Consider the following 23337-nt stretch of genomic DNA (forward strand, 5'->3'; position numbering starts at 1 on the left):
CGACATTCCTGCCACGGGCCCACCTGCATGCGGGCGAGACGGTGAAAATAGCCGCGAAACGCCTACAAAACATGCAAAAGCGGCCTGCCGAAACCGCAATGGATTCGCGGCAGCGGCTCGCGGAGCACCGCCCCGCGAGCCGCTGCGAATCCAACCCGTTTCAAAGCCTGTAGAGATCGGAGAATTTGGCCTTGAGATAACCCAGCAGCGGCGCTTCGTCGGGTGTCTTTCCGCAAGCCCGCGCGATGGTGTCACGCGGTTCATAAAGCCCGCCGTGGGTTTGCACATTCTGCCGCAGCCAGCCGGTGGCGCTGCTGGTGTCGCCCTGGGCGAGGTCATCATCGAGCGTCGGCACCGCCCGGCGCAGCGCCTCGTAGAGGCAACCGGCATAGACATTGCCGAGGCTGTAGGTCGGGAAATAGCCGAACAGCCCGACCGACCAATGCACATCCTGCAACACGCCGTTAGAGGGGCGATCCACCGGAAAGCCGAAATCGGCCTCGAACCGCTCGTTCCATGCACTTTCGAGGTCATCGACCAGCAGATCGCCACGCATCAGCGCGCGTTCGAGATCGAGCCGCATGAGCACATGCAGATTGTATTGCAGCTCGTCGGCTTCTGTGCGGATGAACCCGTCCGAAACCCGGTTCACGATGCGATAGAAGGTTTCCGCATCGGCCACGCCGAAATCGCCGAAAGCATCGCGCATCTGAGCGTAGAGCCAGGAGGTGAAGGCGCGGCTGCGGCCGAGCTGGTTCTCGTAGATCCGGCTCTGGCTTTCATGCACGCCCATCGACACGCCCTGCCCCAGTGGCGTCAGCAGATAGGCGTGGTCGATATTCTGTTCATAGGCGCCATGGCCGACCTCGTGAATCGTCGAATAGAAGCAGTTGAACGGGTCAATCGCGTTGGTCCGGGTGGTGATCCGCACATCGAGCCCGGAGCCCGAGGAGAAGGGATGCACCGCCTTGTCGACCCGGCCACGGCTCATGTCATAGCCGAAGGTCCTGGCGAGCTGACGGGTCAGCTTCATCTGCGCGGATTCGTCAAACACGCCCTCTAGGATGGGCGGTGCTTCGGCCTCTCGGACGGCGGCACGCAGGGCGGTCAGCTCGGGACGCAGCGCGCCGAACATCGCCTGCAGATCCGCGCCGCTGGTGCCGGGCTCGTAATCGGCCAGCATCGCGTCATAGACATCGCCGCCATTGGCCAGCGCCTGCCCCTCTTCGCGTTTCAGAGCCACGACTTCGGCCAGTACCGGGGCGAAGGCGGCGAAATCATCCGCGGCCCGAGCCTCGGCCCAGCTGCCCTGCGCCTGGCTGGTCACCCGCGCGATCCGTGCGGCCAGCGCCGCCGGAACCTTGGTGGCGCGGTCGAAATCACGACGGATGTGACGGAGCTGCGCGCGTGCCACATCGTCAAGGCGATCCGGGTCGATGGTGGCGAGCCATTCGCCGACCTGCGGGGCCATGCGACGCGCATGGAGCACGCCCTCGATGGCGGCCATCTCCTCGCCCCGTTGCGGCGCGGCGCCGCGCGGCATCACCGTTTCCTGATCCCAACCCAGCCGCCCGGCAATCTGCGCCAACGCCTCGGTCTCCCTTTGAAAGGCCATCAATTCGTCATAGGCGCTCATGCTAGCTTACCTCGCAGCGATGCGGGAATCGGATAGGCGCTGAGGAAACGCGCCCGCAGGATCAGCACGAAAAACACCACCGCCAGTGCCTGATGGGTCAGTGCGATATGCACCGGCGCGGCATAGAGCACGGTGGCGATCCCCAGCACGACCTGCAGCGCAAGCGCCACAAAGGCCGCATTGAAGGCGAAGCGGGTCTGCGGATGCACCGAGCGGCGACCGCGCAGCCATACGACGATGCCGAAGGCGAAGAGCAGATAGCCGACCATCCGGTGCATGAACTGCACCAATCCGGGATTTTCGAAGAAATTGCGCCACAGCGGCTCGATCTCGAAAGCATCGGGCGGGAAGAACTGGCCCTGCATCAGCGGCCAGTCGACGAAATAGCGCCCCGCGTCGATCCCGGCCACCAGCGCGCCGATCAGGATCTGCAGGAAGGCCAGATGCAAGAGCCCGGTCGCGAGCCCGTATTGCTTGCGCTCCTTGGCACGGCGCGCCTGCATCAGGTCACGTTCGCTGCGCCCGAGCAGCATCGCATACCAGGTGATCACCCCGAGGATGACGAAGGCCAGGCCGAGATGCGTCGCCAGACGATAGCTCGCCACATGGGTCACCCGGGCCCCGCTGGTTACGCCCGATGACACCATCCACCAGCCGATCGCGCCCTGCGCGCCGCCGAGCGCGCCGAGCAGCAGCAGCCGCCTGTGCCAGCCCGCCGGGATCTGTCGCCGGATCAGGAACCACAGGAACCCGAGCGCCCAGACAATGCCGATCACCCGGCCCAGTTGGCGATGGCCCCATTCCCACCAGTAAATACGTTTGAAATCAGCAAGCTGCATCCAGGAATGCATTTCCTGAAACTGGTCAATCTCCTGATATTTAGCGAATTCGCTCTGCCAGTTGGCCTCGTTCATCGGCGGCAGCGCCCCGGTGACCGGCTTCCATTCGGTGATCGACAATCCGCTGTCGGTGAGCCGGGTCGCGCCGCCAACGGCGATCATCACGAAGACCAGTGCAAAGAGCAGGAACAGCCAGACCCGGATCGCGCCGCGCGCCCCGCCGCGGCCACGGTCGATCGTGCCGGTCTGCGCCACGGGCCGTGCGGGCTGAGCCTCGCCGACTTCCTCGAACAATTTGCGTTTTTCCGCCATGCCGCGCCCTCTCTTCTTGACTTGCCGATAGGTAGGGCAAGGGCGCGCGAAGGTCTAGTCGCGCTCTTTCCAGCGCACCATTTGCCGCATCATGCCATGCAGCATCTGCGCATCCGCACGGGTCAGCGGCAGGCGTGACCACATGTTGCGCAGGTTGGTCTTCATCGACGTGACCTTGTGCTCGGGAAAGAAGAACCCCGCCTCGTCGAGCCGGTCCTCGTAGTGACGGGCCAGCGCCTCGACCTCACGGTGCTGCGCCCAGTCGGTGCCCGCCATCTCGTCGCTGCGCGGCGCCACATCGCTGCTGGCGCGCATCCATTCATAACCTGTCAGCAGCACGCATTGCGCGAGATTGAGCGAGGCGAATTGCGGGTTGACCGGCACCGAGATCAGCGCATTGGCCTGCGCCACATCGGCGTTTTCCAGCCCGGCCCGTTCGGGCCCGAACAGCACGGCGATGCGTTCTCCAGCCGCAATCTTCTGTGCGGCAAGCTGCATTGCCGCTTCGGGGCTGTAGACCGGTTTCGTCAGATCACGGCTGCGCGCGGTGGTGGCGAAGGTGAAGGTGCAATCGGCCAGCGCTTCGGGCAGGTCCGCACAGAGCAGCGCCTCGTCCAGCAAGCGCCCCGCGCCGGAGGCCAGGGCCACGGCGGAAGGGTTCGGCCAGCCGTCGCGCGGCGCGACGATGCGCATGTGATCGAGACCGAAGTTCCACATCGCCCGCGCTGCCGCGCCGATATTCTCGCCCATTTGCGGACGCACCAGGACGAAGGCGGGAATGGCGGGTGTGCTCTGTCGATCAGTCATGGCCGCCTCTTACGCTGCGGCGAAGACCCGCGCAATGTGCGCGCTGCATGGCCTCGCGCAAAATTCGATCTCCCGGCGGCCGCCGCCGTGCCATATCCGTTTTCTTTTCCGCACCCATCCGCTAGTCACGAGGACAAACATCTGAAGGACCTTCTCCCATGGACGCCCCCGAACAGCCGCAGATCTACCTGATCACCCCGCCCGAGATCGAGCTCAGCCAGTTCCCCGCGCAGCTTGCCGCGGTCCTTGATGCCCATCCCGTCGCCTGCGTCCGTCTGGCGCTCGCCACCCGCGACGAAGACCGCCTGTCACGCGCCGCCGATACGCTGCGCGAGGTGACCCATGCCCGCGACGTGGCGCTGGTGATCTCGGATCATTCGCTGCTGGCCGAGCGGCTCGGGCTCGATGGCGTGCATCTGGGCGATGCGGCGCGCTCGGTGCGCCATGCCCGCAAGACGCTGGGCGAGGATGCGATCGTCGGCTCCTTCTGCGGCGGGTCGCGGCATGACGGCATGGCCGCGGGAGAGGCCGGGGCAGATTACATCAGCTTCGGTCCGGTGCAGGGCAGCGGGCTCGATGACGGCAGCTTTGCCGAGGCCGATCTGTTTCAATGGTGGTCCGAGGTGATCGAAGTCCCGGTGGTGGCCGAGGGTGCGCTTGACGAGGCGCAGATCCGTGCCCTCGCCCCCTATACCGACTTCTTCGGCATCGGCGAGGAGATCTGGCGCCATGAAAACCCCGCCGAAACGCTTGCCGCGCTGATCAAGGCCATGGGCTGACCCCCGGCGGGGCGGCCCGGCGGCCGCCCCGATGCTTCACAGGAATACCCGTTCGACGAACCAATAGGCGCCGACAAGGGCGATCGCCCCCGAGGCCGGGACTGCGACGAAGCGGCGATAGCCGGCCGGGTCGGGACGTCGGCTCACCTGCGCCAGACAGGCCAGGAACACCCCGGCCAGCGGCAGCGCGAACAGCGCCACCGGTGCGTCGAGTAGCGCCGCGAGGCCAGGCAGCGGCACGAAGGCCAGCGCAACCGCGAGAAGGCCCAGCCCGGCATAGAGCAGCCGCGCGCCCCTCGTCCCGGCCTGCCCGCGGCTCACACGCACGGCCTGCCAGACGCAGAGCGCCATAACGGCGATCACCGTGAGCTGGCCCAGCTCGACGCCGATGTTGAAGCCGATCAGCGCGGGCAGGAACTGCGCCGTCGGGAGACCGAACTCCGCCAGCACCGACGCGAATCCGAGCCCATGCAACAATCCGAAGCCGAAAATCACCAGCGGCCGCCATGGGCTCAGCCCCGAGGTCAGGATATTCTCGATCGCGACATAGGTGATCGAGGCGGCGATCAGCGGCTCGACGACGCTCGCCGGGATGGAGATCCAGCCCATCGCCCCCAGTGCGAGCGTGACAGTATGCGCGAGGGTGAAGGCCGAGACCTGCCAGATCAGCGGCCGCAGACGGGTCGAGAGGAAGAACAGCCCGAGCACGAAGAGGATATGATCGAGTCCCTTGGGCAGGATATGGTCGAAACCGACGGGGATGTAAGCGAGGAAACTCTGCCAGCCGCCCTGTGCATCCCCGCCGCCCAGGGCGATCTCGGGACTGGTCTCGCCGCCGTCGAGATAGCCGGTGAAAGGCTCCTAGACACCCTGCTGGCGCAGCACCATGGCACCGCTTCCGGCAGGCCAGTTCATCTGTATCACCCGGGCGTCCTTCGGCACCGCGCCGCGCAGGTGCCATTGTGCGATGCGCGGCTGGTCTTCGGGCACATCCTGCGGCAAATCCAGCGCGACCGTTGCAAGCGGCACCGGACGGCCTTCGACCGTCAGCAAAGGCAACGCGTTCCAGCCTGCCAGCAGCCGCGACGCCCGGGCGGCGACCGTTTCGGCAGGCAGAGCGCGCAGGGCGTCGTAATCCCCGGCCTCATCGGCCTCGTTGGTGTCCTCAAGCCCGTCAAGGTCGATCCCGGCGAGAAAGGCATCCAGATTGATGCGCAGGTCGAGACGCGCGGCGCCTTGCGTCACCTCGAAATCGGCGATGGTGGGCTGCAATTCATGGGCACCCGCCCGGTCCGGCGCGCCGCTCAGCGCACTTGACAATATCACCACCAAGGTCAGTTTCGAAAGAAACGTCAAGAAAGACCGCATTATGTACCTGCCCCGCATCAGTTTTCTCATTGCCGGTCTTATTGCAGCATCGCCGGTCCATGGACATGAGTTTTGGCTCGAAGCGCGGCAGTATCAAGTCGCGCCGGGCGAGAATATCACGGTGAACCTGCGCAACGGCGAGCATTTCGAGGGCCGTACGCTGGCCTATTTCGACCGCAGCACCACGCGTTTCGGGCTGTCCTTCGGCGGCGAGATCACCCAGATCGAAGCCCGCAGCGGCGATGTTCCCGCGCTGGATATCCCCGCGCCTGCCGACGACGGGCTGCTCGGCGTGGTACATGAGGCGGCTCCGAGCAGCGTGACCTATGACGATTGGGAAAAGTTCGTCTCCTTCGCCGAGCACAAGGATTTCGACACCGTGATCGAGGCGCATATCGCGGCGGGTTTTCCGCGGGATCGGTTCAAGGAGAGCTACACTCGCCATTCAAAGGCGCTGATCGCCGTCGGTACGGGTGAGGGCAGCGATCAGCCACTGGGGCTCGAGACGGAAATCACCGCGCTCAGCAATCCCTATGCGGCGGATTTCGACGGGGTGATGCGGGTTTCGCTGAGCTATCAGGGTGTGCCGAGGGAAGCGGCGCAGATCGAGGTCTATGCGCGTGCGAAGACCTCGGAGGTCACGATCCGCAAATACACAACAGACGCCGCCGGTCTGGCGCAATTCCCGGTGGAGCGCGGCATCACCTATCTCGTCGATGCGGTCCTGCTGCGCCCGGCGCCCGAGGCGGGCGCGGAGCCGGGGGCGCCGCTTTGGGAAACGCTCTGGGCCTCGCTCACCTTCGCGGTGCCGCGATAAGGGTGCTTGCTTGTGGCGCGGCAGCAGAGATACATGTCGGACATGACGGCAACACCTGACATATTATGCATCGGTTCGGTGCTCTGGGACGTGATCGGCCGCAGCGAGGCGGCGATGCGCCAGGGCTCGGACATGCCGGGGCGGATCAGTCGCCTGCCCGGCGGCGTGGCGCTCAACATCGGCATGGCGCTGGCGCGTTTCGGGCTGCATCCGGCCCTGCTCACCGCCGTGGGGCGCGATGCGGAGGGCGATGAGCTGATCGCGGCCTGCGCTCTGCGCGGGCTGACCACCGATCTCGTCTATCGCTCCGAGGATCTGCCGACCGACCGTTACATGGCCGTCGAAGGGTCCAACGGGCTGATCGCGGCGATTGCCGATGCCCATTCGCTGGAGGCGGCGGGCGACAAGATCCTGCTGCCGCTGACCGATGGCAGCCTGCCGCGGCCCTATCGCGGCGCGGTGGCGCTCGATGGCAACCTGACGCTCGACCTGCTCGCCGGAATCGCCGCCAGCCCGCTGCTGGCAGAGGCCGATCTGCGCATCGCGCCGGCCTCGCCGGGCAAGGCCCTGCGGCTCTCGCCCTTCATGCAATCGGGGCGCGGCACGCTCTATGTCAATCTCGAGGAGGCCGGGCTGCTCTGTCAAAGCGGTTTCGAGACCTCCCGTGCTGCTGCCGAAGGGCTGCTGGCGCGCGGCGTGCGCCGGGCCATCGTCACCGACGGCGGCAATCCCGTCAGCGTCGGCGGTCCCGAAGGCGTGATCACCCAGGCGCCGCCGCCGGTGCATGTTGCGCGGGTGACCGGGGCCGGCGATACTTTCATGGCCGCGCATATCGCGGCCGAATTGCGCGGCGCCCAAGCCGAGGTCGCGCTGACCGAGGCGCTGCGCGCCGCTGCCCTCTATGTTTCCGGAGAAACCAAGATATGACCAGACCCTCCCTGCCCCTGCGGTTCAGCAAAGAAGTCGCCGAAGCCCGTGACAAGGGCGCGCCGCTGGTAGCGCTGGAAAGCACCATCATCACCCATGGCATGCCCTATCCGCAGAATCTCGAGGTGGCGCGGCAGGTCGAGGAGGACGTGCGCGCCGCCGGGGCGATTCCGGCCACCATTGCGGTGATCGACGGGGAATTGCACATCGGGCTCGAGGCCGACGAGCTCGAGACGCTGGCCAATGCCAAGGGCGTGGCGAAACTGTCGCGTGCCGACATGGCCGTCTGCATCGCCACCGGGGGCACCGGCGCCACCACCGTGGCCGCGACGATGATCGCGGCGCATGCAGCCGGGATCGAGGTCTTCGCCACCGGCGGCATCGGCGGGGTCCACAAGGGCGCGGAAGAGAATTTCGACATCTCGGCGGATCTCATGGAGCTTGCGCAGACCCCGGTGAGCGTGATCGCTGCGGGTGCCAAGGCAATCCTCGACGTGCCCAAGACGCTGGAAGTGCTCGAAACCCAGGGCGTGCCGGTGATCACCGTGGGGCAGGATCATTTCCCGGCCTTCTGGAGCCGTCTGTCGGCGCTGAAATCGCCGCTGCGGCTCGACGATCCCGAGGCGCTGGCTGCGGCGCACCGGGCGCGTGCGGCGCTCGGTCTGCCGGGCGGACAGCTCATAGCCAACCCGATCCCCGAGGCCGATGAAATCAGCCGCGACGAGCTCGCCCCGATCATCGCCCAGGCCCAATCCGATGCCACGCATCACGAGATCAAGGGCAAGGGCGTGACCCCCTATCTGCTGCAGCGCATCTACGAGCTGACCGAAGGGCGCTCGCTCACCGCCAATATCGCGCTGGTGCGCAACAATGCGCGGCTCGGCGCGGCGGTTGCGATCGCCCTGAGCGCCAGCGCCCCGGCAAGGAAGAAATGAGTGACATCAGGACATTCGGCGGGATTGTGCCGGGGCGGCAAAGCGCTTAGCTGTAATCTGACCCCCATACGGACCCGCATTCCCCGATGAACACGCCTTTCGATCCTGATCCCCTGCCGCCGCGCCGCAGCCTCGTGGCACGGCTGCGCGCCTCCTTCCTGACCGGGCTCGTGGTCATCGCGCCGGTGGGGCTGACCATCTGGCTGATCTGGTCGGTGATCGGCTGGATCGACGGTTTCGTGCTGCCGCTGGTGCCGCAGGCCTATCACCCGGACAGGATGATCCAGGACTTCTTCGGGCTCGATCCCTCGGTGCAGGTCAATGTCCGCGGGCTCGGCGTGGTGATCTTCCTGGTCTTCACGATCCTCGTCGGCTGGATGGCCAAGGGGATCATCGGGCGTTCGCTGATCCGCTTTGCCGAGAGCCTCGTCGAGCGCACCCCGGTGGTGCGCACGATCTATTCGGGGATTAAGCAGATCTCCGAAACCATCTTCGCGCAATCCGAACGCAGTTTCGAGACCGCCTGCCTGATCGAATATCCGCGCCGCGGGATCTGGGCGCTCGGTTTCATCTCGACCACCGCGAAGGGCGAGGTGGCGGCGAGGTCCGATCCGGGGGGCGAGATGATCAGTGTCTTCCTTCCGACGACGCCGAACCCGACCTCGGGTTTCCTGCTGTTCTTTCCCAAGAAGGACGTGATCGAGCTCGACATGTCGGTCGAGGACGCGGCCAAGCTGGTGATCTCGGCCGGGCTGGTCTATCCGCCGGACCGCAGCCTGCAGGACGATGAGGATTCGCTGAAGATCATCTGAGGGAATGAGGGACGCCGTCCCTCAAACTCCCTGAGGTATTTACGGTCAGAAGAAGCCCGGTACGCGGCTAGAGCGCGGTCCAGCCGCCGTCGACGCTGATCGTGGTGCCGGTGATCTGGGCGGCGGCGGGCGAGCACAGGAAGGTGGCGGTGCCGCCGATCTGCTCCACCGTGGCGAAATCCCGGCTCGGTTGTCGGGTCAGCATCACCTTCACGATCACCTCTTCGCGGCTCATGTCATATTCCTTCATCGTGTCGGGGATCTGGTTCTCCACGATCGGGGTCAGCACGTAGCCGGGGCAGATCGCGTTGCAGGTGATGTCATCCCGGGCGGTCTCGAGCGCCGTGGTCTTGGTCAGGCCGACGATGCCGTGCTTGGCGGCGACATAGGCGGATTTGTAGGGCGAGGCGGTGAGGCCATGGGCCGAGGCCACGTTGATCACCCGGCCCCAGCCCGCGGCGCGCATCATCGGCAGGGCGACGGCGCTGGTATGGAAGGCCGAGGTGAGGTTGATGGCGATGATCGCATCCCATTTCTCGGTCGGGAAATCGGGGATCGCGGCGACATGCTGGATCCCGGCGTTGTTGACAAGGATGTCGCAGCGTCCGGCACGTTCGATCAAGCCGCGGCATTGATCGCCCCGCGACATGTCGGCCTGCAGGTAGCGCGCCGTGACTCCTGTCTCGCTGGCGATTTGCGCGGCCAGCGCATGGTCTTCCTCGGTGTCGGTAAAGGAGTTCAGCACGATATCGGCTCCCGCCCGGGCCAGTTCCCAGGCGATCCCGAGGCCGATGCCGGAGTTCGACCCGGTGATCACCGCCGTCTTTCCCGAGAGGTCGATGCTGAATGCCATTTGCTGTCTCCTTCTGCGCTTCATGCTGCGCAGGCACCATGGCCGAGGGCCGCGGCGAAGGGAATGGCAAAAGCGGGGCGACGGGACGCGACCGCAGCGCCGTGCTGCGGGCAAAAAAAACGCCCGCACGAAGCGGGCGTTAAGTTATTGAGGCAGGTTTCATACAGGCAAGAAACCTATCGAGCAGTGCAGTCTTTATAGGCAATCGGGCGCCTCATTCCAAGCTAAAAGTTTGATATGGCAGGAAAGCACCGTTATGGAATGGGCCAATAAAACAAGGGTCGAGCGGCATGGGAGCGAAAATGGACGGCAAATTTTTGGTTTTTGGACGCGGGATCGCGGCGGTAGGCGCGCTGATTCTCTGGACCGGCGCGAGTCAGGCGGTGCCGCAACATGGTATATCTATGTATGGAGACCCCGCCCTTCCACCTGATTTTGTGTCCCTGCCCCATGCCAACCCCGCCGCACCCAAGGGCGGCGCGATCACCCTGGGCAATACCGGGGGGTTCGACTCGCTCAATCCTTTCGTGCGCAAGGGTACCGCGCCCTGGCAACTGCCCTTCTTCACTCACGAAAGCTTGATGGGCCGCTCCTGGGACGAACCCTTCACGCTCTACGGTCTGCTCGCCGAATCGGTGGAGGTGCCCGAGGACCGGTCCTGGGTCGAATTTACCCTGCGCGAGGGGGCGCGCTTCTCCGATGGCAGCCCCGTCACCGTGGATGATGTGATTTTCTCCTACGAGCTGCTCGGCAGTGCGGGGCATCCGCGCTATCACGGGTTGCAGTCGCAGATCGAGCGGATCGAACAGACCGGGCCGCGCAAGCTGCGCATGACCTTCAATACCGAGAACCGCGAGCTCGCGCTTCTCGCGGGGATGCGCCCGATCCTGAGCCGTGCGCAATGGAAAGGACAAGATTTTGCCGATGCGCCGCTTTCGGAGATCCCGCTCGGCACCGGACCCTATGTGATCGCGGAATACCAGGCGGGCCGACAGGTCACCTTGCGGCGCAATCCGGATTACTGGGGCGATGATGTGCCCTTTCGCCGGGGCACCAACAATTTCGACGAGATCCGCATTGATTTTTACGGCGATGCCAACGTGCTCTTCGAGGCATTCAAGGCCGGGCAGATCTCTGCCGTGCGCGAGTTCAACGCCGAGACCTGGGAGACGCAGTATGATTTCCCCGCCATCGCGCGGGGCGAGGTGGTGAAATCGGTATTCCCGCATCACCAGCCCTCCGGCATGACCGGTTTCGTCATGAACACGCGGCGTGCGCCCTTTGATGACTGGCGGGTGCGCGACGCGATGATTGCGGCGTTCAATTTCGAATATATCAACGAGACGCTGACCGGCGGGGCGCAGCCGCGGATCACCTCGTATTTCTCCAACTCCACCCTCGCGATGCGCGAAGGTCCTGCCGAGGGTGCCGTGGCTGACCTGCTGGCACCCTTTGCGCAGGATTTGCCGCCGGGGGCGCTGGAGGGCTATTCCCTGCCGATCTCGGACGGGTCGGCACGCAACCGCTCGGGGATCCGTGCGGCGATGAAGCAGTTGCAGGCGGCGGGCTACAGCGCCGAGGACGGGACCATGCGCGGGGCCGACGGCAGGCCGCTCGCCTTCACGATCCTGCTGGCCAAGGGCAGCAGCGAGAATCAGGCGATCGCGGAACTCTATCTGCAGGCGCTGAAACGGCTGGGGGTGCGTGCGGGGATCGAGATGGTCGATGACGCGCAATTCGTGGCCCGCCAGAACGAATATGATTTCGACATGACCTTCTTTCGCCGTTCGCTGTCGCTTTCCCCGGGCAATGAGCAGCGCTATTACTGGGGCTCCGAGGCGGCCGGGGAACCCGGGACGCGCAACCTCATGGGGGTGCAATCTGCGGCGATCGACGCGATGATCGACACGATGCTGGCGGCGCGGGACGCTACCGAATTCACCGCCGCGGTGCGGGCTCTCGACAGGGTACTGACCGCCGGGCGCTACGTGGTGCCCTTCTGGTCGTTCAGCGAAGGGCGGATCGCCCATGTGGCTGAGATGAAATATCCCGACAGGCTGCCGCTCTATGGTGACGGGCCGAATTTCATGCCCGAGCTCTGGTGGTGGGAAGACAGGGAGTGATGCCGCGCAGGCCGTCTGCGGCGTTCGCCTGTGCTCAGGCCAGCGAGGTGACCCAGAGGATCGTCGCATCCTCGTCGCTCAGCGACACGACGTTATGGCCCATGGTGGCGTCGTAATAGGCGCTGTCGCCGCGGCGCATCTCGACGGGTTCGTAGAATTCGGTGTAGAGCCGGATCATCCCGGTCAGCACATAGAGGAATTCCTCGCCGTCGTGGCGCACCCAGCCGTCGAATTCCTCCATCCGCCGCGCCCGGACCTTGGCGCGATAGGGCAGCATCTGCTTCTTGCGCAGCGCATCGCCGAGCAATTCATGCTCGTAGGTCGTCGTGGCCTGCCCGCGACCCTCGCCCGATTTCGTCACCGTCATGCGGCCGTTGATCTGCCCGGCGACCGGCGGGGTGAAGAGCTGCGGGACCGAGATTTCCAACCCGACGGCAAGTTTCTTCAGCGCGTCATAGGTCGGCGACATCTGGCCGTTCTCGATCTTGGAGAGCGTCGAGCGGGCCAGCCCGGCCTGGCTGGCGGCCTGTTCCAGCGTCCAGCTGCGCGCCTTGCGCAGCTCGCGCACCCGCGCGCCGAGATCGACCGGCGGCACCGCTTCGGTCTCGCCGTTCTCGCGGGCCAGCTGGATCAGGGAGGGTCTGCGTGTCTCGGCGCTCATACAGGCGCTATAGCGCCGCGCCCCGAGCCTTGCAACGACGCAGATCGCAGGCTAGCCAAGCGGGATGGACTCGATTTTCGATCACGGCGGCTTCGCGCCCTGCCCGGCGCCGTTCAACATGGCCGCCCATGTGCTCGCCCTGGCCGGGGAGCTGGGCGACAAGACCGCGCTGTCGATCCTGCATGAGGATCGCACCGACGATTGGAGCTTTCACGCGCTGAGCCGGGCTGTGCGCGGTACCGCGACGGGATTGCGGGCCCGCGGCCTGGATCCGGGTGCGCGGGTGTTGCTGCGGCTCGGCAACGAGGTCGATTTTCCCATCGCCTATCTCGGCGCCCTGACGGCGGGGCTGGTGCCGGTGCCCACGGCGGCGGGGCTGACCGAGCCCGAGGTCGCACGGATCATCGCGGGGCTGTCGCCGGGCGCGATCCTGCGCGATCCCGCCATTGCCTGTCCCGATGACGCGGCGGTCATCGGGCTTGACGATCTCAGGAAGATGCGCAGCCTGCCTGCCGCAGAGTGGCATATGGGCGATCCGGAACGGGTCGGATATATCATCTATACCTCCGGCACATCGGGGCAGCCCATGCCGGTGGTCCATGCCCATCGCGCGATCTGGGCCCGTCGGATGATGCATCAGGGCTGGTACGGGATCGGCGTGCAGGACCGGCTTTGCCATGCCGGGGCGTTCAACTGGACCTATACGCTCGGCACCGGTCTCATGGATCCCTGGAGCGTCGGCGCCACCGCGCTGATCCCGGCGCCGGGCACCGATCCGGCGCGGCTCCCGGCACTGCTCAAACGACATCAGGCGAGTATCTTTGCAGCGGCGCCGGGGGTTTACCGGCAAATCCTCAAACATCACCAGAAGCTCGATCTGCCCGATCTGCACCACGCGCTGAGCGCTGGTGAGAAGCTCAGTCCGACTATCCGCAGCCGCTGGCACGAAGCGACGGGGGGCGAGATTCACGAGGCCTTCGGCATGTCGGAATGTTCGACCTTCATCTCCGGCTGCCCCGCCGATCCGCCGCAGGGGGAAAGCCTCGGGCGGCCGCAGCCGGGGCGCCGGGTGGCGCTGCTGGATGCCGATGGGCCGGTGCCGCTCGGCCAAAGCGGCACGATCGCCATTCATCGCAGCGATCCGGGGCTGATGCTCGGCTATCTCGACGCGCCGGAGCAGACCGTGGCGCGGTTTCAGGGCGATTGGTTCCTGACCGGCGATCAGGGGGCGATGGATGCGCAGGGGCGCATCACCTATGAGGGGCGGCGCGATGACATGATGAACGCGGGCGGTTTCCGGGTCTCGCCGCTGGAGGTCGAGGGCGCGCTTGCCGGGTTTCCGGGGCTCGAAGCGGTGGCGGCGGCGGAAGTCACGATCAAGACCGACGCCAGCGTGATCGCCGCCTTCTATACCGCCGCCTGCCCACTGGACGAGGCCGCGCTGCGCGACTATGCCGGGGCGCGGCTGGCGCGCTACAAGCAGCCGCGGCTCTATATTCACCTGCCTGCGTTGCCGACCGGCGCCAATGGCAAGATCCTGCGCCGCGCCCTGCGCGAGCATTACGAGGTTTCAGACCATGGCCGACCCGATCAAGCTTGATATCATGTCAGACCCGATCTGCCCCTGGTGCTATATCGGCAAGGCGCAGCTCGATCGCGCGTTGCAGGATCATCCCGACCATCCCTTCGTGATCGAATGGCATCCGTTCCAGCTCAACCCCGACATGCCGCGTGACGGCATGGACCGGCGGACCTATCTCGAAGCCAAGTTCGGCGGCAAGGAAGGCGCGGTAAAGGCCTATGCCCCGGTCGCCGAACATGCGCGCAATGCCGGTCTCGAGATCAATTTCGAGGCGATGCAGCGCACGCCCAACACGCTCGATGCGCACCGCCTGATCCATTGGGCAGGGATCGAGCAGCGCCAGACCGCCGCGGTATCGGCGCTGTTCAAGGCCTATTTTACCGAAGGCCGCGACATCGGCGAGATCGACGTTCTAGCTGATATTGCCGATTCCATCGAAATGGATGCCTCCGTGGTGCGCCGTCTGCTGGAATCGGACGCCGATGCCGATGACATCCGCGCCCGCGATGCCCATAGCCGGGAGATGGGCATTACCTCGGTGCCGACCTTCATCATCGCCAACCAGCACGCGGTGCCGGGCGCGCAGCCGCCCGGGCTCTGGGCTAAGGTGATCGCCGAGCTGACCGGGGCTGCGTGAGGCGCAATCCCGCCATGCGCGGCCGATTTCCCCGATTGTACCAATCGCAACCATGGGTTATGAAAGGCGCGCATTCGCGCCGGACCTGACGCGCCTGCCTTGCCAGCGGAGTATCGCGTGACCAGCCAACAGCCTGAATTCAGAATGGGACGTGCCGAATTCATCGCGCTGATCGCGATGATGTTCGCCACCATCGCCTTTTCCATCGACGCCATGCTCCCGGCCCTGCCCGAAATGGGCGCCGAACTGGCCCCCGAGGCCCCGCATCGCGCCGGGCTGATCCTCACCGCATTCGTCTTCGGCATGGGACTGGGCACATTTTTCACCGGTCCGCTGTCGGATGCTTTCGGACGCAAGAACGTGATCTATGCCGGTGCGGCGCTCTATATCATCGCGGCCGCCGTCGGCTGGGCGAGCAATACGCTGGAGGTGATGCTGGTGGCGCGGGTCTTTCAGGGGCTCGGCGCCGCAGGGCCGCGGGTGGTCTCGCTGGCAATCATCCGGGACCTGTTCTCGGGGCGCGAGATGGCGCGGATCATGTCGATCGTGATGATGGTCTTCACGCTGGTGCCGGCATTCGCCCCGGCAATGGGCGCGGCGATCATCGCTTTCGGCGGCTGGCACGGCATCTTCTTTGCCTTCATCGTCTTCTCGCTGGTCTCGGCTCTCTGGATGGGCCTGCGCCTGCCCGAGACCCTTCCCGTGCAGCAGCGCCGCCCGCTGCGGCTGCGGCTGATGATGGGAGCGGTGCACGAAATGTTCGCCCACCCCTCGGTGCGCCTGTCGATTATGGTTCAGACGCTGGCGTTGTCCATGCTCTTCGTCACGCTGATGCTGGTGCAGCCGATCTATGACCAGATCTATGACCGCGGCGAGAGCTTTCCCTTCTGGTTCGGGCTGGTGGCGCTGATCTCCGGCTCCGCGAGCCTGCTCAATGCGCTGCTGGTGGTGCGCTACGGGATGCGGCGGCTGGTCAGCATCGCGCTTGGCGGCCAGATCTTGCTGTCGGGCGCCTATTTTCTCTTCGACCTCACGGCCATGGCAGAGCCCTATGGGTTTGCCGCCTTCGTGCTCTGGCAGACCTGCCTGTTCTTCCAGGCCGGGCTCACCCTGGGCAATCTCAACGCCATTGCCATGGAACCGATGGGGCACATCGCCGGCATGGCGGCCTCCGTCACTGGCGCGGTCTCGACCGTGCTGGCCGCGCTCATCGCCTCGCCGGTGGGGCTGCTCTTTGACGGCAGCACTCGCCCGCTTGTCGGCGCGGTGTTGCTGCTGGCCCTCGTCGGCTTCGCGCTGATGCTGCACATGGGTCGGGTCGAGGCACGACTGGCCGCGGCCGAATAGCGCGCGCCAGCCGTTCCGAATGCTTGGCGGGGAAGTCAGGCTGTGGCCTTCTTCCCCCCCTTCTTCTGCTTTTCCAGCGCGATCACATGCTCGGCCAGATCGCGGGCGATGGCGAAGGCACCCTTGATCTTGTCGCTGTCCTTCTTCCAGTCGCGCCGCACCACGATCTTGTTGTCCTTGACCTTGGCCAGCCCGCGCTGGTCCTGAATGAACTGCACCAGCCCCTCGGGCGAGGCGAACTTGTCGTTGTGGAACTGGATCGTCGCGCCCTTCGGCCCGCCGTCGAGCTTGGCGATCCCGGCGCGTTTGCACATCGCCTTGATCCGCACCACCAGCAGCAGCGTGTTGACCTCCTTGGGCAGCTTGCCAAAACGGTCGATCAACTCCGCGGCGAACCCTTCGAGCTCGACCTTGGTGGTGAGCCCGCTGAGACGGCGATAGAGGCCGAGCCGCACGTCGAGATCGAGCACGTAATCCTCCGGGATCAGCACCGGCACGCCGAGGTTGATCTGCGGCGCCCATTGCTCGTCCGCTTCCGAAAGTCCTTCGAGCTCGCCCGCCTTGATCTTGGCAATCGCCTCTTCGAGCATCGACTGGTAAAGCTCGAAACCCACGTCGCGCATCTGCCCGGACTGCTCCTCGCCGAGCAGGTTGCCCGCCCCGCGAATGTCGAGATCCTGGCTGGCTAGGGTGAAACCCGCGCCCAGCGTATCGAGCGAGCCGAGCACCCGCAGGCGTTTCTGCGCCGTGTCGGTCAGCCGGGCACGCGGCTTGATCGTGAGGTAAGCATAGGCCCGCGTTTTCGAGCGCCCGACCCGGCCGCGGATCTGGTAGAGCTGCGCGAGGCCGAACATGTCGGCGCGGTGCACGATCATGGTGTTGGCGGTCGGAATGTCGAGACCGGATTCGACGATCGTCGTGGCCAGCAGGATGTCGAACTTGCCGTCATAGAAAGCGTTCATCCGATCATCGAGCTCGCCCGCCGCCATCTGCCCGTGGGCGACCACATAGGACAGCTCCGGCAGCTGCGCCTTCAGAAATTCCTCAATCTCCGGCAGATCGGAGAGCCGCGGCACGACGTAGAAGCTCTGCCCGCCGCGATAATGTTCGCGCAGCAGGGCCTCGCGGATCGTCACCGCGTCGAATTCGCTCACATAGGTTCGGATCGAGAGCCGGTCCACCGGCGGTGTGCCGATGATGCTGAGATCGCGCACGCCCGTCAGGCTGAGCTGCAGGGTCCTCGGGATCGGCGTGGCGGTCAGGGTCAGCACGTGGATATCGCTGCGCAGGGCCTTCAGCCGCTCCTTGTGAGTGACGCCGAAATGCTGTTCCTCGTCGATCACAAGCAGCCCGAGGTTGTTGAACCTGATGCCCTTTGCGAGCAACGCATGGGTGCCGATGACGATATCGACGGTGCCCTTGGCCATGCCGTCGCGGGTGGCGGCGGCCTCCTTGGCGGAGACGAAACGGCTGAGTTGGCGCACGTTGATCGGAAAGCCCCGGAAACGCTCGGCAAAGCTCTTGTAATGCTGGCGTGCCAGCAGCGTTGTCGGCGCGATCACCGCGACCTGCACGCCGGACATGGCGGCCACGAAGGCCGCGCGCATCGCCACTTCGGTCTTGCCGAAACCCACATCGCCGCAGACCAGGCGGTCCATCGGGTTGCCGGAGGTCAGATCGTCGATCACGTCGCCGATGGCGCGCAACTGGTCGTCGGTCTCGCTATAGGGGAACCGGGCGCTGAAGGCGTCCCACATGCCCGGCGGCGGATCGAGCACCGGCGCCTTGCGCAGCGCACGTTCGGCGGCGATGCGGATGAGCTTGTCCGCCATCTCGCGGATGCGTTCCTTGAGCTTGGCCTTCTTCGATTGCCAGGCACCGCCGCCGAGCTTGTCGAGCAGCCCTTCCTCATGGCCATAACGGCTGAGCAATTCGATATTCTCGACCGGCAGGTAAAGCTTGGCACTCTCGGCATATTCGAGCACGAGGCACTCATGGGCCGCGCCGAGTGCCGGGACCACCTCCATGCCATGATAGCGCCCGATGCCATGATCCACATGCACCACCAGATCGCCGGGGCTGAGGCTCTGCGCCTCGGTCAGAAAATTCTCGGCCCGCCGCTTGCGCTTCGGCGCACGGATCAACCGATCCCCCAAAACGTCTTGCTCGGACACAACAGTGATCCGAGCATCTCCCCCCTCCACGCCGTAGCCACCGACGCCGTAACCGCTCTCGCCACCGCCCCAGGGCGCCTCGAACCCGTGTTCCAGAGCCCAGACAGCCAGATGCAGCCCGCGCTTGCCGACCCGGGTGGCGTCCTTCACCGGGATCGCCTCGGCCAGCCCCTCATCCTCGATCAACCCGGTCAGCCGTTCGCGCGCGCCTTCGGAATAGCTCGCGATCAGCACCGGCCCCTGTTCGAGTTTCTCTTTAATATGCGCGGCCAAGGCACCGAAAAGGCTGATACTTTCCTGTTGACGCTCCGGCGCGAAATTGCGTCCGATCCGGGCTCGCGCATCGAGCACACCGGGCCCCGTGGGCTGCGGCAGAGGGTTGAACTGGATCACCCGGCGCGGCGCAAGTGCCGCGTCCCAGGCGCTGTCCGTGAGATAGAGCGCCTCGGGCGGCGCCGGTTTATAGACGCTGTCCATCTTCGAGCGGTTGGCCATGGCGATCTTGCGGGTCTCGTATTGATCCGCAATGCTCTCCCAGCGCGCCAGCCGCTGCGGGGTGATCTGATCGTCCAGCGTGATCGCAGCGCCGGGCAGGTAGTCGAACAGCGTTTCCAGCTTTTCATGGAAGAACGGCAGCCAATGCTCCGCGCCCTGATGCTTGCGCCCGGCGCTGATCGCCTCATAGAGCGGATCATCGGTACCGGCCGCGCCGAATTCGATCCGATAATTCTGCCGGAACCGGGTGATCGCCGCCTCGTCGAGGATCACTTCGCTGACCGGTGCAAGCTCGACCAGATCGAGTTTCTCGGTGGTGCGCTGGGTTGCCGGATCAAAACGCCGCGCGCCGTCGAGCACATCGCCGAACAGGTCGAGCCGCACCGGGCCGAGATCGCCGGGCGGATAGATGTCGATGATACCGCCCCGGATCGCGTAGTCGCCGGGTTCCATCACTGTCGGGCTTTGCGAAAAACCCATGCGAACGAGGAAGTTGCGCAGCGCAGTTTCATCTATCCGGCTGCCGACCCGGGCGCTGAAGGCGGCATCGCGCAGCACCTCGCGTGCCGGGATGCGCTGGGTGGCGGCATTGAGCGTGGTGAGCAGCACGAAACGCTCGGGCATCCCGTGCACCAGCGCCGCGAGCGTCGCCATGCGCCGGGCGGAGATGTCAGCATTGGGCGAGACGCGGTCATAGGGCAGGCAATCCCAGCCGGGGAAGACGACGACGGGCATGTCCGGTGCAAAGAAGCGCAGGGCTTCCTGCAACGCCGCCATGCGCTTGTCATCGCGCGCCACATGCAGCACCGGCGCGCCGGATTTCTCTACCTCGCCGAGGATTGCCTTGGCGTCATACCCTTCGGGAACGCCGGAAAGAATGATCTTGCTCTGCTCTGCCATGGCGCCTCAATTGGCCTTCGCCGCCGCGCTGTCAACCGCCGAGCGGGCCGATGGCCAGGTTTTGATACATGCCCCAGAGGGCGGTGACGAAGATCGAGACCATCCCGATGACCTGCACATAGAAACGGTGCCGCATCAATCGGCGGCGCAGATGCTCGCCGCGCGCATCCTCGCCGCGGATGCGCCGCGCGGTCGCGAGGCTGAGCAGCCCGACCAGCGACAGGGGGAAGCCGAGCAGCAGAACCGCCTGGGCGAATTCGATTTCATAGACGATCCCGAGCAGCGCCAGCGAGGTCAGGGCGAAACACCCCAGGGCGATCAGCCAGAGCCCCGACACCTCGGCGATGTAAAGCAGGCGATTGACATAGATCCGCACCAGATCTTCGAGATCGGCCTCGGCCTGTCCGCCTTGCTGGCGGGCGCGGACCACCATGTCATAGGGCACGCCGAGCACCCAATGGCTGGCCGTGGACCAGATCACCGCGAGCACGATCCAGAACCAGAGGTTCGAGAAGGACCGCATGTCGATCTGTTCAAAGAGGGTCTGGTACCAGTCCAAGGTCTACTCGTCATCGGGGCGGCTTTGCCAGTCATAGCCGGGGATTGCGGCAATTCCTACCCTTGAGACGGGCAAAAATACATGGCACTTCGGAGAGGCAGAATTTGAGGTATCTCCGCATGAACCCGCTCCAAGCACCCTTCCCCGCCACCCGCCTGCGCCGCACGCGGCAGAACCCGGCCATTCGCGCATTGGTACGGGAGAACGAGCTGCATGTCGGCGATCTCATCTGGCCGGTCTTCGTGCGCGAGGGCGAGAATGTCGAAGAGCCGGTGCCCTCGATGCCCGGCGTCCTGCGCCGCTCTGTCGATCGCATTGTCGAAGCCGCCCGCGAGGCTGCCGATCTCGGTATCAGGTCGATGTGCATCTTTCCCTATACCGGGATGGAGGCGCGGACCGAGGATTGTGCCGGGGCCTGGGATCCGAAGAACCCCGCCAACCGCGCCATCGCCGCAATCAAGCAGACCCTGCCCGACATGGTGGTGATGACCGACGTGGCGCTCGACACCTATAACATCAACGGCCATGACGGCTTTGTCGAGGATGGCAGGATCGTCAATGACCGCACCGTCGAGGCGCTGGTCAAGATGGCACTGTCGCAGGCCGAGGCCGGGGCCGATATCATCGGGCCATCGGACATGATGGACGGCCGCATCGGTGCAATCCGCAACGCGCTCGAGGCGGGCGGTCATCAGGACGTGATGATCCTCAGCTATGCAGCGAAATATGCCTCTGCCTATTACGGCCCGTTCCGCGACGCGGTCGGTGCTTCAGCGGCATTGAGCGGGGACAAGAAGACCTATCAGATGGATCCGGCCAATTCCGACGAGGCGTTGCGCCTTGTGGCGCGTGACCTCGCCGAGGGTGCCGACATGGTCATGGTCAAGCCGGGCCAGCCCTATCTCGACATCTGTCGACGGGTGAAGGATGCCTTCGGTGCCCCGACCTTCGCCTATCAGGTCTCCGGCGAATTCGCGATGATCAAGGCCGCCGCGCAGCAGGGCTGGATCGACGAGAAACGGGTAATGATGGAAAGCCTGCTCGGGTTCAAACGCGCCGGTTGCGACGGCGTGCTGAGCTATTTTGCCCTGGATGCGGCCAGATTGCTGCAGTCCTAGGGCGGCAAACTGCCCATTCAACCGCAAAGTCCATGACAAGACGCGGTTTTCTGCCTAAAGTCCGGTTCAAGTCGGGCAAACCGGCATCAGTCAATCATGGCAGGCAAATCCTATGAGCAAATCGAAACTGACCCGTCGCCTCTTTACCTTCGGCGCCCTCGGCGCCGCGGGACTGACGGCGGCCTGTGGCAATGGCGTCGGCGGTCGCGGCGGCGCGATGATCGACGCCCGCGTCGATGCCACCCTGGCGGAGATGTACCGTCTCTATCCCAATACCGAACAGCTTGCGGCCAAGGCCAATGGCGTGCTGGTGATGCCGCTCGTCACCGAAGCCGGGCTCGGCCTAGGCGGCGCCTATGGGCGCGGCGCGCTGCGGGTCAATGACGTGACAGTCGATTATTATTCGGTGACCAAGGCTTCCGGCGGGTTGCAGATCGGCGCGCAGCAATATGCCCATGTGCTGTTCTTCATGACCGAAGCGGCGCTGGGCGAGTTCCGCCGCTCGCCGGGCTGGGCGGCCGGGGCTGATCTGGAATATGTGATTTCCGACCGTGGCGACAGCGTCAATGCCGAGACCACCACGGTGCTGGCGCCGGTGCTCGCGGCCGTCTTCGGCCGCGCCGGGCTGCGGCTGGGGGCGACGTTGGAAGGCACCAAATATACCCGGATCATTCCCTAGCGGCGCAGAGCCCCGTTCCGGTCCGGTTTTTTCGCAAATTCCGGACCGGCAGCGGTTCAGAGCCCGTTCTTCACCCCAGCGCGCGCAGCCGCTTGATCAGGCTCGACGTGTCCCAGCGCCCGCCGCCGAGCTTCTGGACGTCCTTGTAGAACTGATCCACCAGCGCCGTGACCGGCAGGCTGGCGCCCGTGTCATTCGCCGTCGACAGGCAGATCCCGAGATCCTTGCGCATCCAGTCCACCGCGAATCCATGATCGAATTCATCCGCGAGCATGGTCTCGTGGCGATTGTCCATCTGCCAGGAACCGGCGGCGCCCTGGCTGATGACCTCGACCACGGCAGCCCCGTCGAGCCCCGCCTTCTCGGCGAAATGCAGCGCCTCGCTCAGACCCTGGACCAGCCCGGCAATGGCGATCTGGTTGCACATCTTGGTCATCTGCCCGGCGCCGCTCTCGCCGATCCGGCGGCAGATTTTCGCATAGGCCTCGATCACCGGCAGCGCCCGTTCATAGGCGCCCTGATCGCCACCGCACATAACCGAAAGATGACCATTCTCGGCCCCCGCCTGACCGCCCGAAACCGGTGCGTCGACAAAGCTGATCTGCGCTGCATCCGCCGCCTGATAGAGTTCCGCGGTGACCGCCGCCGAAACGGTCGTGTGATCGACGAAGATCGCCCCCGCGCCCATTCCGGCAAAGGCGCCCTGATCGCCGAGACAGACGGACCGCAGGTCGTCGTCATTGCCCACGCAGGCCATCACGAATTCGGCGCCCTCCGCCGCCTCCGCCGGAGTGCGCGCCATGTCGCCGCCATGCGCATCGACCCAGGCCTGGGCCTTCGCGGCGGTGCGGTTGTAGACGGTCACGTCGTGTCCGGCCTTCTGCAGATGCCCGGCCATCGGCGCGCCCATGACGCCAAGTCCCAGGAAGGCGAGCTTTGCCATGTGCTTTTCCTCATCAATCCGTTGCGCTATTGCA

The 23337-nt window shown here is 65.3% G+C and carries 19 protein-coding genes and 1 pseudogene; 11 read left to right on the forward strand and 9 right to left on the reverse strand.

The features are described 5' to 3' along the window. Nucleotides 1-160: 160 nt before the first annotated feature. Genes ACFSUD_RS06925 through ACFSUD_RS06935 form a run of 3 tightly spaced genes read right to left on the reverse strand, consistent with a single transcriptional unit; the run spans nucleotide 161 to nucleotide 3594 of the window. A complete protein-coding gene (locus ACFSUD_RS06925; RefSeq protein ID WP_386372783.1) occupies nucleotides 161-1636 on the reverse strand; it encodes a carboxypeptidase M32 in 1476 nt (491 codons plus the stop codon). Beyond that, nucleotides 1633-2787: a heme A synthase gene (gene ctaA, locus ACFSUD_RS06930; RefSeq protein WP_386372784.1), complete on the reverse strand. Its 1155-nt coding sequence runs from the start codon at nucleotides 2785-2787 to the stop codon at nucleotides 1633-1635. The genes ACFSUD_RS06925 and ctaA overlap by 4 nt, the downstream gene beginning before the upstream one ends. Before the next feature lie 54 nt (nucleotides 2788-2841). Next, nucleotides 2842-3594 carry an RNA methyltransferase gene (locus tag ACFSUD_RS06935; RefSeq protein WP_386372786.1) on the reverse strand — a complete coding sequence of 251 codons (753 nt, stop codon included), beginning with the start codon at nucleotides 3592-3594 and terminating at the stop codon, nucleotides 2842-2844. Nucleotides 3595-3752: 158 nt separating this feature from the next. Between ACFSUD_RS06935 and ACFSUD_RS06940 the strand changes: the two genes are divergently transcribed. Beyond that, nucleotides 3753-4373 (forward strand): thiamine phosphate synthase, encoded by a 621-nt coding sequence (locus ACFSUD_RS06940; RefSeq protein WP_386372787.1) that lies wholly within the window; start codon nucleotides 3753-3755, stop codon nucleotides 4371-4373. Between the two features lie 36 nt (nucleotides 4374-4409). Here ACFSUD_RS06940 and ACFSUD_RS06945 read toward each other — a convergent pair. After that, nucleotides 4410-5744, reverse strand: a pseudogene (locus ACFSUD_RS06945) (HupE/UreJ family protein). On the opposite strand from ACFSUD_RS06945, the gene ACFSUD_RS06950 reads away from it, so the two are divergent. The 4 genes from ACFSUD_RS06950 (at nucleotide 5743) to ACFSUD_RS06965 (ending at nucleotide 9232) form a co-directional block, all read left to right on the forward strand. Continuing rightward, nucleotides 5743-6558, forward strand: a complete 816-nt coding sequence (locus ACFSUD_RS06950; protein WP_386372789.1) for a DUF4198 domain-containing protein — start codon at nucleotides 5743-5745, stop codon at nucleotides 6556-6558. The pseudogene ACFSUD_RS06945 and the gene ACFSUD_RS06950 overlap by 2 nt on opposite strands. Before the next feature lie 42 nt (nucleotides 6559-6600). Further along, nucleotides 6601-7485, forward strand: a complete 885-nt coding sequence (locus tag ACFSUD_RS06955; RefSeq protein WP_386373008.1) for a PfkB family carbohydrate kinase — start codon at nucleotides 6601-6603, stop codon at nucleotides 7483-7485. Then, nucleotides 7482-8420 (forward strand): pseudouridine-5'-phosphate glycosidase, encoded by a 939-nt coding sequence (locus ACFSUD_RS06960; protein ID WP_386372791.1) that lies wholly within the window; start codon nucleotides 7482-7484, stop codon nucleotides 8418-8420. Before ACFSUD_RS06955 ends, ACFSUD_RS06960 begins: the two co-directional genes overlap by 4 nt. Before the next feature lie 86 nt (nucleotides 8421-8506). After that, nucleotides 8507-9232, forward strand: a complete 726-nt coding sequence (locus tag ACFSUD_RS06965) for a DUF502 domain-containing protein (RefSeq protein WP_386372792.1) — start codon at nucleotides 8507-8509, stop codon at nucleotides 9230-9232. Nucleotides 9233-9299: 67 nt separating this feature from the next. On the opposite strand, the gene ACFSUD_RS06970 is transcribed toward ACFSUD_RS06965, so the two are convergent. Beyond that, nucleotides 9300-10085: a 3-hydroxybutyrate dehydrogenase gene (locus ACFSUD_RS06970; RefSeq protein WP_386372794.1), complete on the reverse strand. Its 786-nt coding sequence runs from the start codon at nucleotides 10083-10085 to the stop codon at nucleotides 9300-9302. Between the two features lie 404 nt (nucleotides 10086-10489). Here ACFSUD_RS06970 and ACFSUD_RS06975 point away from each other — a divergent pair, with 404 nt between their 5' ends. Continuing rightward, nucleotides 10490-12208, forward strand: a complete 1719-nt coding sequence (locus ACFSUD_RS06975; protein ID WP_386373009.1) for an extracellular solute-binding protein — start codon at nucleotides 10490-10492, stop codon at nucleotides 12206-12208. A 34-nt stretch (nucleotides 12209-12242) separates the two neighbouring features. Here ACFSUD_RS06975 and ACFSUD_RS06980 read toward each other — a convergent pair whose 3' ends face one another. After that, nucleotides 12243-12869, reverse strand: coding sequence for a helix-turn-helix domain-containing protein (locus ACFSUD_RS06980; protein ID WP_386372796.1), 627 nt, complete (start codon nucleotides 12867-12869; stop codon nucleotides 12243-12245). A 64-nt stretch (nucleotides 12870-12933) separates the two neighbouring features. Between ACFSUD_RS06980 and ACFSUD_RS06985 the strand changes: the two genes are divergently transcribed. The 3 genes from ACFSUD_RS06985 to ACFSUD_RS06995 all read left to right on the forward strand — a co-directional run bounded on the left by ACFSUD_RS06985 (nucleotide 12934) and on the right by ACFSUD_RS06995 (nucleotide 16435). Then, nucleotides 12934-14469, forward strand: coding sequence for a class I adenylate-forming enzyme family protein (locus tag ACFSUD_RS06985; protein WP_386372797.1), 1536 nt, complete (start codon nucleotides 12934-12936; stop codon nucleotides 14467-14469). After that, nucleotides 14447-15088 (forward strand): DsbA family oxidoreductase, encoded by a 642-nt coding sequence (locus tag ACFSUD_RS06990; RefSeq protein ID WP_386372799.1) that lies wholly within the window; start codon nucleotides 14447-14449, stop codon nucleotides 15086-15088. The genes ACFSUD_RS06985 and ACFSUD_RS06990 overlap by 23 nt, the downstream gene beginning before the upstream one ends. Before the next feature lie 117 nt (nucleotides 15089-15205). Continuing rightward, complete coding sequence (locus tag ACFSUD_RS06995; protein WP_386372801.1) at nucleotides 15206-16435, forward strand: multidrug effflux MFS transporter; 1230 nt, start codon at nucleotides 15206-15208, stop codon at nucleotides 16433-16435. 35 nt (nucleotides 16436-16470) lie between these two features. On the opposite strand, the gene mfd is transcribed toward ACFSUD_RS06995, so the two are convergent. Next, nucleotides 16471-20004: a transcription-repair coupling factor gene (gene mfd / locus ACFSUD_RS07000; RefSeq protein ID WP_386372803.1), complete on the reverse strand. Its 3534-nt coding sequence runs from the start codon at nucleotides 20002-20004 to the stop codon at nucleotides 16471-16473. Nucleotides 20005-20035: 31 nt separating this feature from the next. Beyond that, on the reverse strand, nucleotides 20036-20563 hold the full coding sequence (locus tag ACFSUD_RS07005; protein ID WP_386372804.1) for a component of SufBCD complex: 528 nt from the start codon (nucleotides 20561-20563) through the stop codon (nucleotides 20036-20038). A 119-nt stretch (nucleotides 20564-20682) separates the two neighbouring features. Here ACFSUD_RS07005 and hemB point away from each other — a divergent pair, with 119 nt between their 5' ends. Continuing rightward, a complete protein-coding gene (gene hemB, locus ACFSUD_RS07010; protein ID WP_386372806.1) occupies nucleotides 20683-21681 on the forward strand; it encodes a porphobilinogen synthase in 999 nt (332 codons plus the stop codon). A gap of 112 nt (nucleotides 21682-21793) precedes the next feature. Then, nucleotides 21794-22360, forward strand: a complete 567-nt coding sequence (locus ACFSUD_RS07015; RefSeq protein WP_386372808.1) for a lipid-binding SYLF domain-containing protein — start codon at nucleotides 21794-21796, stop codon at nucleotides 22358-22360. A gap of 70 nt (nucleotides 22361-22430) precedes the next feature. Here the strand turns inward: ACFSUD_RS07015 and ACFSUD_RS07020 are convergent, their stop codons facing one another. Further along, nucleotides 22431-23321, reverse strand: coding sequence for an NAD(P)-dependent oxidoreductase (locus ACFSUD_RS07020; protein WP_386373011.1), 891 nt, complete (start codon nucleotides 23319-23321; stop codon nucleotides 22431-22433). Nucleotides 23322-23337 lie beyond the last annotated feature (16 nt).

The organism is Sulfitobacter aestuarii (assembly GCF_042685005.1).
GTDB lineage: Bacteria > Pseudomonadota > Alphaproteobacteria > Rhodobacterales > Rhodobacteraceae > Sulfitobacter > Sulfitobacter aestuarii.

Coding starts and splice junctions, on each gene's coding strand:
- ACFSUD_RS06970 (WP_386372794.1), bottom strand. CDS start 10,085: ATGGCATTCAGCATCGACCTCTCGGGAAAGACGGCGGTGATCACCGGG.
- ctaA (WP_386372784.1), bottom strand. CDS start 2,787: ATGGCGGAAAAACGCAAATTGTTCGAGGAAGTCGGCGAGGCTCAGCCC.
- ACFSUD_RS06940 (WP_386372787.1), top strand. CDS start 3,753: ATGGACGCCCCCGAACAGCCGCAGATCTACCTGATCACCCCGCCCGAG.
- ACFSUD_RS06965 (WP_386372792.1), top strand. CDS start 8,507: ATGAACACGCCTTTCGATCCTGATCCCCTGCCGCCGCGCCGCAGCCTC.
- ACFSUD_RS06955 (WP_386373008.1), top strand. CDS start 6,601: ATGACGGCAACACCTGACATATTATGCATCGGTTCGGTGCTCTGGGAC.
- ACFSUD_RS06975 (WP_386373009.1), top strand. CDS start 10,490: ATGTATGGAGACCCCGCCCTTCCACCTGATTTTGTGTCCCTGCCCCAT.
- ACFSUD_RS06985 (WP_386372797.1), top strand. CDS start 12,934: ATGGACTCGATTTTCGATCACGGCGGCTTCGCGCCCTGCCCGGCGCCG.
- ACFSUD_RS07015 (WP_386372808.1), top strand. CDS start 21,794: ATGAGCAAATCGAAACTGACCCGTCGCCTCTTTACCTTCGGCGCCCTC.
- ACFSUD_RS06980 (WP_386372796.1), bottom strand. CDS start 12,869: ATGAGCGCCGAGACACGCAGACCCTCCCTGATCCAGCTGGCCCGCGAG.
- ACFSUD_RS06950 (WP_386372789.1), top strand. CDS start 5,743: ATGTACCTGCCCCGCATCAGTTTTCTCATTGCCGGTCTTATTGCAGCA.
- ACFSUD_RS06925 (WP_386372783.1), bottom strand. CDS start 1,636: ATGAGCGCCTATGACGAATTGATGGCCTTTCAAAGGGAGACCGAGGCG.
- ACFSUD_RS06960 (WP_386372791.1), top strand. CDS start 7,482: ATGACCAGACCCTCCCTGCCCCTGCGGTTCAGCAAAGAAGTCGCCGAA.
- ACFSUD_RS06935 (WP_386372786.1), bottom strand. CDS start 3,594: ATGACTGATCGACAGAGCACACCCGCCATTCCCGCCTTCGTCCTGGTG.
- mfd (WP_386372803.1), bottom strand. CDS start 20,004: ATGGCAGAGCAGAGCAAGATCATTCTTTCCGGCGTTCCCGAAGGGTAT.
- hemB (WP_386372806.1), top strand. CDS start 20,683: ATGAACCCGCTCCAAGCACCCTTCCCCGCCACCCGCCTGCGCCGCACG.
- ACFSUD_RS06990 (WP_386372799.1), top strand. CDS start 14,447: ATGGCCGACCCGATCAAGCTTGATATCATGTCAGACCCGATCTGCCCC.